General features: G+C 63.5%; 5 protein-coding genes. 4 read left to right on the forward strand and 1 reads right to left on the reverse strand.

What is annotated here, in order from left to right:
* Positions 1-73: 73 nt before the first annotated feature.
* The 4 genes from cobW to LMG28727_RS28915 all read left to right on the forward strand — a co-directional run bounded on the left by cobW (position 74) and on the right by LMG28727_RS28915 (position 6,752).
* The gene (gene cobW, locus LMG28727_RS28900) at positions 74-1,168 is read left to right on the forward strand and encodes a cobalamin biosynthesis protein CobW (RefSeq protein ID WP_328811459.1); all 1,095 of its coding nucleotides are present in this window, start codon (positions 74-76) and stop codon (positions 1,166-1,168) included.
* Positions 1,169-1,174: 6 nt separating this feature from the next.
* Positions 1,175-4,990, forward strand: coding sequence for a cobaltochelatase subunit CobN (gene cobN, locus LMG28727_RS28905; protein ID WP_201645749.1), 3,816 nt, complete (start codon positions 1,175-1,177; stop codon positions 4,988-4,990).
* A complete protein-coding gene (locus LMG28727_RS28910) occupies positions 4,987-6,081 on the forward strand; it encodes an ATP-binding protein (RefSeq protein WP_201645750.1) in 1,095 nt (364 codons plus the stop codon). Before cobN ends, LMG28727_RS28910 begins: the two co-directional genes overlap by 4 nt.
* 80 nt (positions 6,082-6,161) lie before the next feature.
* On the forward strand, positions 6,162-6,752 hold the full coding sequence (locus LMG28727_RS28915) for a vWA domain-containing protein (RefSeq protein WP_201645751.1): 591 nt from the start codon (positions 6,162-6,164) through the stop codon (positions 6,750-6,752).
* Positions 6,753-6,828: 76 nt separating this feature from the next.
* Here the strand turns inward: LMG28727_RS28915 and LMG28727_RS28920 are convergent, their stop codons facing one another.
* Positions 6,829-7,773: a flagellar brake protein gene (locus tag LMG28727_RS28920; protein ID WP_201645752.1), complete on the reverse strand. Its 945-nt coding sequence runs from the start codon at positions 7,771-7,773 to the stop codon at positions 6,829-6,831.
* Positions 7,774-8,350: the final 577 nt, after the last annotated feature.

The following is an 8,350-nucleotide window of genomic DNA, read 5'->3' on the forward strand; positions in this document are numbered from 1 at the left end:
CCCGGCGCAGCGCTCGCAGACAGACGAACCGACGCGCCGGCGCACGTGCAACCCCCTATGGATGGACCTCACGATGCAAACTCAAATGCGCAGGATTCCCGTCACGATCGTCACGGGCTTTCTCGGCAGTGGCAAAACCACGCTGCTGCGGCACATTCTTCAGCATGCGGGCGGCAAGCGTATCGCGGTGATCGTCAACGAGTTCGGCGAACTCGGCATCGACGGGGAAATTCTCAAGGGTTGCGGGATCGGTTGCGATGAAAACGGCGTCGAAACCGAAGGGCAACTGTATGAACTGGCGAACGGTTGCCTGTGCTGCACGGTGCAGGAAGAGTTTTTCCCGGTGATGGAAAAGCTCGTCGAACGACGCGATCAGATCGATCACGTGCTGATTGAAACGTCGGGTCTTGCGTTGCCGAAGCCGCTCGTGCAGGCGTTCAACTGGCCGCAGATCAAGAACAGCTTCACTGTCGACGCCGTCGTCACGGTGGTGGACGGCCCGGCTGCGGCAAGCGGCCAGTTCGCCGAAAACCCGCTCGCCGTCGATGCACAACGCAAGGCCGATCCGAACCTCGATCACGAATCGCCGCTGCATGAGTTGTTCGAAGACCAGTTGTCCGCCGCCGATCTGGTGATTCTGAACAAGACCGACCTGCTCGACGTCGCGCAGCAAAGCGCGGTTGAAACCGTGATTCGTGAAGAAATTCCGCCGCAGGTGAAGATCGTGCGCGCGCAGAGAGGCGAACTCGATCTGCACACGCTGCTGGGTCTCGAAGCGGCGTCGGAAGACACGATTCACTTGCGCCACGACCACCACGGTTCTGCGGATGACGCCGATCACCATCACGACGAATTCGATTCAGTCGTCGTGCACGCGGATGTGCCGTCGCGTGAAGCGGTGATCGCCGCGTTGCAGACGCTGGTCGAGGCGAACACGATTTATCGCGTGAAAGGGTTTGCCGCGTTGCCGGGTGCGCCGATGCGGCTGGTGATTCAAGGCGTGGGCCGTCGCTTCGACAGTTATTTCGATCGACGCTGGCAGGCCGGCGAGGGCACGCAAAGCCGTTTCGTGCTGATCGGCGAAGACCTCGATCAGGCCGCGCTGCAACGTGCGTTCGAAGCGGCGCTCGGCGCCGTGTCTTCAAACGCCGAAGCGAACCAGGCGTAAGCGCTCATGCATCTGCTGCGCACCACGCCGGGCGGTTTTGTCGACGATACCCAGGGCGTGATCCGTATCGATCAGCAGCCCGCCGATATCGTGGTGCTCAGTTCCGCCGACACCACGCTGTCGCTGCTGGCCAGCGTATTTCCGCGCCTGGGCGACGGTTTTCCCAGCATCCGGCTCGCGAACGTCACGTACCTGCGGCAACCGGCGTCGGTCGATTTTTATGTCGAAGACGTGTTGCAGCATGCGCGCGTGGTGGTGGTCGATCATCTCGGCGGCGAGGCTTACTGGCCGTATGGCATCGAACAGGTGGTCGCGCTGGCGGAGCGCCGCGGGCAAACGCTCGCGATGTTTTCCGGCGATTTGCAGGAAGACCCGAATCTGCTGGCGCGCAGTACCGCAGACGCCGCTTTGTGTCATCAGCTATGGCGTTATCTGCGTGAAGGCGGCGCGCAGAATGCCGAAGCGTTTTTGCGCTGCATCGGGCATCGAGCGTTTGGCTGGGGGCGCGAACCGGCGCCGCCGCGCGCGTTGCCAGCCGCATCGCTGTATCACCCGGAACACGACACGCCGAGCGTCGCCGACTGGCAGGCTCGCTGGCAACGGAACGCGCCGGTCGCCGCGATTCTGTTCTACAAGGCGCATTTGCAGGCGGCCAACACGGCTGTATTCGACGCGCTGATCGATGCACTCGAATCGCAAGGTCTGAATCCGCTGCCGATCGCGATTACGTCGCTAAAAGACGCGATGAGCCGCGACGTGGTGCAGTCGCTTTGCGCGCAGCACGAAGTGGCGCTGGTGTTGAATACGACCGCGTTCGCCGCCAGCGCGATCGACGACCCCGAACCGCTCGCGCTGGCGGGCGACGCGCCCGTGTTCCAGGTGATTCTGAGCGGCGGCAATCGCGACGCTTGGGTCAAAGACAATCAAGGCCTCAATTCGCGCGATATCGCGATGCATATCGCGCTGCCGGAAGTGGACGGCCGCATCATCACGCGCGCGATCAGCTTCAAGGGGCTGGCATATCGGTGCCCGCATACGCAGGTCGATGTGGTCCGTTATCAACCTGATCTCGAACGGATTGGATTTCTTGCCGAGTTGAGCCGCCGCTGGTGCCGGCTGCGTTCGCCCGATAACGCGAACAAGAAACTCGCGCTGATCCTCGCGAACTATCCGATGAGCGAAGGGCGCATTGGTAACGGCGTGGGGCTGGACACACCGGCCTCGGTGGTCGGCATTCTGTCGATGTTGGGCGACGAAGGCTACCGTCTCGCCGAACCCGGCGAGCTGCCGGCGAACGGCGACGCATTGCTGAAGAAGCTGACCGAAGGCGTGACCAACGATCCGGTCGTCCGCGATTTGCGTCCCGCGTTGCAAAGCCTCGCGCTCGACGACTACCTCGCGCATTTCAACGCGTTGCCCGCTGAAGCCCGGCAAGCGTTGAACGCACGCTGGGGCACGCCGGAGCAGGACCCGACGCTGCGGCGCGGCCGCTTCATGATCGCGGGCTGGCGCTGCGGACACGTGTTTGTCGGCATCCAGCCGTCGCGTTCGCGCGAACCGGGCGATTACGCGAGCTATCACGACGCCGAACTCGTGCCGCCGCATTCGTATCTGGCGTTCTATTTCTGGCTGCGGCATCAGTTCGGTATCGACGCCGTCGTGCATGTCGGCAAGCATGGCAACCTCGAATGGCTGCCCGGCAAGAGCGTCGCGTTGAGCAATGCGTGCTGGCCCGATCTGATTCTCGGGCCGATGCCGCATCTGTATCCGTTCATCGTCAACGATCCGGGCGAAGGCAGTCAGGCCAAACGCCGTGCGCAGGCCGTCATCATCGATCACCTGATGCCGCCGCTCACCCGTGCGGAAAGTTATGGGCCGTTGCAGGACCTCGAGCGTCAGGTCGATGAATACTATGACGCGCTGATGGTCGATCCGCGGCGCTCGAAACTGCTGCGCCAGACGATTCTCGCGACCATCGTCGAACATAAGCTGCATGAGGAACTGAGTCTTGCCAGGCCGAACGGGCAGGACGATGAAGATGCGCTGTTGACGCGCGTGGATGCATGGTTGTGCGAGTTGAAGGAAGCGCAGATTCGCGATGGTTTGCACACGTTCGGGCAATCGCCCGATGGCGTGCAGCGGCGCGATACGTTGCTGGCGCTGGGGCGCTTTCCGGTTGGCGATGGTCAAGGCGCGAAGGCCGGTTTGATCGATGCGCTGGCTCGCGATCTGACGCTGGATCATCGGTTCGATCCGTTGTCGGTGGATTGGTCGGCAGCCTGGGAGGGGCCGCGTCCCGACCTGTTGCAACAGGTGAGCGATGCGCCGTGGCGGCATTGCGGCGATACGCGCGAACGGCTGGAGTTGCTGGCGTCCGACCTGCTGCGCGATGTGTGTGGTGAAGCAATGTCTTCGCATCGGCGCGGCTTGACGGGCGGCAGCCTGCCGCTAACGGAACAGGTCATCGAACGCTTGCGCAACGACGTGTTGCCGCGTCTCGACGCGTGCGGTCCGCAGGAAATGACGCAACTGAAGCGCGGCCTCGAAGGCCGTTTTGTTCCGCCTGGCCCGAGCGGTTCGCCGTCTCGTGGACGCCCCGACGTATTGCCCACCGGCCGCAACTTCTATTCCGTCGACACGCGCGCAGTGCCCACCCAGGCCGCCTGGTCGCTCGGTTTGAAATCCGCGCAACAGTTGATCGAGCGGCATCTGCAGGAAAAGGGCGATTACCCGCGCGCGATCGGGCTGTCGGTGTGGGGCACCGCGACGATGCGCACCGGCGGCGACGACATCGCTCAGGCGCTCGCGCTATTGGGTGTGAGGCCGAAATGGGCGCCTGGCAGCCATCGCGTGACCGATTTTGAAATCATGCCGATCGAAGCATTCGACCGGCCACGCATCGACGTCACGTTGCGCGTGTCGGGCTTCTTCCGTGACGCGTTCGCCAACGTGATGCACCTGTTCGACGCCGCCGTGCAAGCGGTCGCCGAACTCGATGAACCCGAAGACCTGAACCCGATTCGCGCGCGCGTGCTGCGGGAACGCGATGCGCTGGTCGCGCGCGGCATGGACGCTGCCGAAGCGCGCCGGCGCGCTGGCTGGCGTGTGTTCAGCGCAAGGCCTGGCGCGTACGGCGCGGGTCTGCAGGACATGATCGACTCGCAGCAGTGGCAGACCGACGCCGATCTCGCGAACGCGTATCAGGCGTGGGGCGGTTACGCCTACACGCAGAAGAGTTCGGGCGAAGAAGCGCGTCATGCGTTCGGCGCGCGCCTTGCATCGATGGATGTGGTGTTGCAGAACCAGGACAACCGCGAGCACGATCTGCTCGATTCGAACGACTATTACCAGTTCCAGGGCGGCATGGTGGCGGCCGTGCGGCATTTGGCGGGTCATCAGCCGAGCGTGTATCACGCGGATCACAGCAATCCGGCCGCGCCGCGGGTGCGAACGTTGCATGAAGAGATCGCGCGGGTGGTGCGCTCGCGCGTGGTCAATCCGAAGTGGATCGACGGCGTGAAGCGTCATGGCTACAAGGGCGCGGCCGAAATCGCAGCGACCGTCGACTATCTATATGGTTACGATGCGACCGCGCGGGTGGTTTCGGATCATCAATATGCGCTCGTCACCGACGCTTATCTGAACGACACCGCTACCCGCGAATTCATGCAGCGGCACAATCCGCACGCGTTACATTCGGTGTGCGAGCGCCTGCTCGAAGCGATGCAGCGCGGTCTGTGGCAGGAACCCGGCGACTATCGCGCCCAGGTCGAGCAGCATCTGCTCGCGAGCGAACAGCAGATTGAAGGGATGCAATCATGAATGCCACGACGCGGGGTGCAGCCCAGCGGCCCGTTTTTCCGTTCGCCGCGCTGATTGGCCAGGCGCCGTTGCAGCAGGCGCTGCTGCTGGCTGCGATCGATCCGGGGCTCGGCGGTGTGCTGGTCAGCGGCCCGCGTGGCACGGCCAAGTCGACCGCTGCGCGCGCGTTGGCCGAGTTGCTGCCGCAAGGTCAACTGGTGAATCTGCCGCTTGGTGCAAGCGAGGACCGGCTGATCGGCACGCTCGATATCGAATCCGTGTTGCGCGATGGCGCGGTGCGGTTTTCACCGGGTCTGCTCGCAAAAGCGCACCAGGGCGTGCTGTATGTCGACGAAGTCAACCTGTTGCCGGACGCGCTGGTCGATGCGTTGCTCGACGCGGCAGCGAGTGGCACGAATACCGTCGAACGCGATGGCGTGTCGCATAGCCATGACGCGAGCTTCGTGCTGATCGGCACGATGAACCCCGAGGAAGGTGAACTGCGGCCGCAACTGATCGACCGTTTCGGCTTGATGGTGGAGTTGCAGAACTGTTTTGACGCGCAGGTGCGTCAGGCGATCGTGAAGGCGCGGCTCGCGTTCGATCTCGATCCGCAGGGGTTCCGCGCGGGATATGCCGGGCAACAGGCGGAGTGCGCCGAGCGCCTTCGCGCGGCACGTGAAGCGCTGCCGCAACTTTCTTTCGACGACGCCGTGCACGCGCATGTCAGCGCGCTGTGCATCGACGCGGCGGTGGACGGTCTGCGCGCCGATCTCGTGATGCTGCGCGCGGCGCGTGCACTGGCGGCGCTGGAACAGGCGCGGGCGGTGACGGCGGAGCATGTCGATCGCGTTGCCGAGGCGGTGCTGGTTCATCGGCGTCACTCGCGTGAGAGTCAGCCGGGGGATCATGCGGGTGAAAATGGGGAGCCGCAGCGGGCTTCTCAGGCTTCTTCTTCCTCTTCTTCTGTTTCAGCGGACTCCTCGCTCGCGCCCGCTGCTGCGCAGTCCGCGCCGGCTTCTAGCGATAACGACTGGGGCTACCTGCCTGCCGAGCCCACCCATACCACGCGTGTCAAAGGCGTTATCCCGCTTGGCGTAAAAAAACGCTGAGCCATCGGAAGGGCGCCGCCGCTGACTCGCGCAGTGGTTTTCGATGGCTGCAACGGGGGAGCGCAGATTCGCGCAGCCATTTGGGCGGTGCGCCGGGCAAGCGTATCGCATGGCCTGCGACACTCGCAGCAAAGCGCCAGCACACACTGCGCGCCGCGCATCTGCGCTTCGTGCGTGAAGCGCCGCGTGGCGGGGTGCTCCATTGTTTCGTCCTCGATTGCTCCGGATCGATGCTGGCGGGGCAGCGCCTCGCGCTCGCCAAAGGCTTGCTGATCGCGCTGTTCGACCGCGCGAGCGCCGCGCGTGCCGAGGCTGCGTTGATCTGCTTTGGGGGCGCGGGCGCCGACGTGCGCTTCGGCCCGGCGGTGCCGCGCTGGTGGAACGAGCGATGGTTTACGCCAGTTGGCGGTGGCGGCGGCACGCCGCTCGCTTCAGGGGTGGGACGGGCCGCACAGTTGCTGGAGCGCCGCGCCCGCGTCAAACCCGCGCAGCAGCGCTGGCTATGGATTCTGACCGATGGCCGCACGCGCGATCAACCGGCGCGTCCTTTAGCGGCCGACGAGGTCGTGTTCGTCGATTTCGAGCGGGACTCGATACGGTTGGGCCGTTGTGAAGCGCTCGCCCAGGCGTGGGGCGCGCGGTGCGTTACGCCTGAGGAACTGATCGGCTGAGCGGCGCGCCGCGCTGTGCCGTGCTGTGTTGGTGCGCCGCGGTTTGCACGCCTGTTGCGTACTGACTGGTTGGTCGTTATTTCAGGCTGTTCGTCCAGTACTGCACGTCGTCCTGACGGTCGAATACGTACACCTTCATCGCCATCTGCTGGTTGGCATCGAGCTGGTCGAGTTCCAGTCCGTGGCTCGTCGGATCGCCCGGGTTGCTGCCTTTCTGCACATTGCGGATCACGGCGGTGGTCTCGATCACGGTATCGAGATCCGCCGATTTCAGCCGGTAGGCGATGCGCAGCCGTTCGCCGATCGCGCCCAGCGTCCACGACGCGGCCAGCGACATGCCAAGCGCACTGATACCTTTCGCGAGCCCGAGCCCCTCGTACGATTCACCCGTTTCGCCGATGCCGAAACGTACGGGCAGATGCGCCTGGACGCGGATCGATTTGCGCTCCCGGAGGCGCCGGATCGCGCCGGGCCTCGACAACACCACGTAGTCGAATGGCGCGCGGCAGATTGCCTCGACCGTGCAGACAAAACGGAACACGGCCTGGCTGGCGATCGCGACGATCTCGATGTTTTCACCTAGCGCCAGCGGAAGCGGGCGCCCTTGATGCAGCGGCGGCGTGACGAACAGCGAATGATTCGGCGCAAACCCGATGATGCGGCACGGTTGCATGGGCGCGGCGCTGCCAACCTGGGGACGTATGCCGATCAGCGCGCCGATCTCGAGGTGCATGTCCTTGATGGTCAGTTCGCTGTTGACGTCGGCGTGGTCATCGGGCCGGGCGGCCGGCGAGGCTGCCGTGTCCGCCAGGTCGCCGCGCTGCGGCTTGAAGTGCGTGAACAGGAAGGTGCGCTCGTCGGCGGTTGCCAGAATGGTCCCGCTGGCAAACAGCAGCGAGCCGTCGAGATCGACGATCGGCCACGCGATGGGTGTTCCGATGGGCACAGCATCCGCGCTCAGTGCTGGCGATGATGCGATGGCGGGCGTTTCCTCAACGTGTTCCTCGACGGGGTTGTCCATGGTCGGCGGTAGGTCAAGTGAAGGGATATCTTGGTTGTCGGCGATCGGCTAGGAAACTTTAGCAGGGGAGGGGGTTGGGCTGCGTCTATCCAGATGGTTTGCTTTCTTATTCTTTTTTCGTGCTTTCTTCGCGCGATGTTGGTCGTTGCGGCCGGTGCCTTTTTGCGTCTGGGGACGAGGGTTGTTGAGGCGCTTTTGCTGACGGGTTGCTTGAAGATGAGTGGAGTCGTCAATCGATGTGTAAGTGCAGTGGCGCAATGCTCTCCTGCAATCAATTGGATAACTAACTAATCTTCTAATAGGCGCTACGGTGCCTATATTTTTAGCATTCTGGGCTTTTTCAAAATATTGTGAGAAGGGGGTTGACGGCCTGAGGTCCGATCGCCATAATCTCGTTTCTCTGCTGCAGACGCAGCGACGCAGAACGAAGCGGTGCCGGGTGGTTGAAGCAGGCGCTGCGGGTTTTGCGGATCGATCTTTAAAAATTAACAGCCGATAAGTGTGGGCGCTTGATGCGCGATGCGGGTGGGTCCTTCGGGGCTTGCCATAAAGCAGAAGTATCAAGTCTCACACAGTA

Source organism: Paraburkholderia metrosideri (assembly GCF_904848625.1).
In the GTDB taxonomy this organism is placed as follows: Bacteria; Pseudomonadota; Gammaproteobacteria; order Burkholderiales; family Burkholderiaceae; genus Paraburkholderia; species Paraburkholderia metrosideri.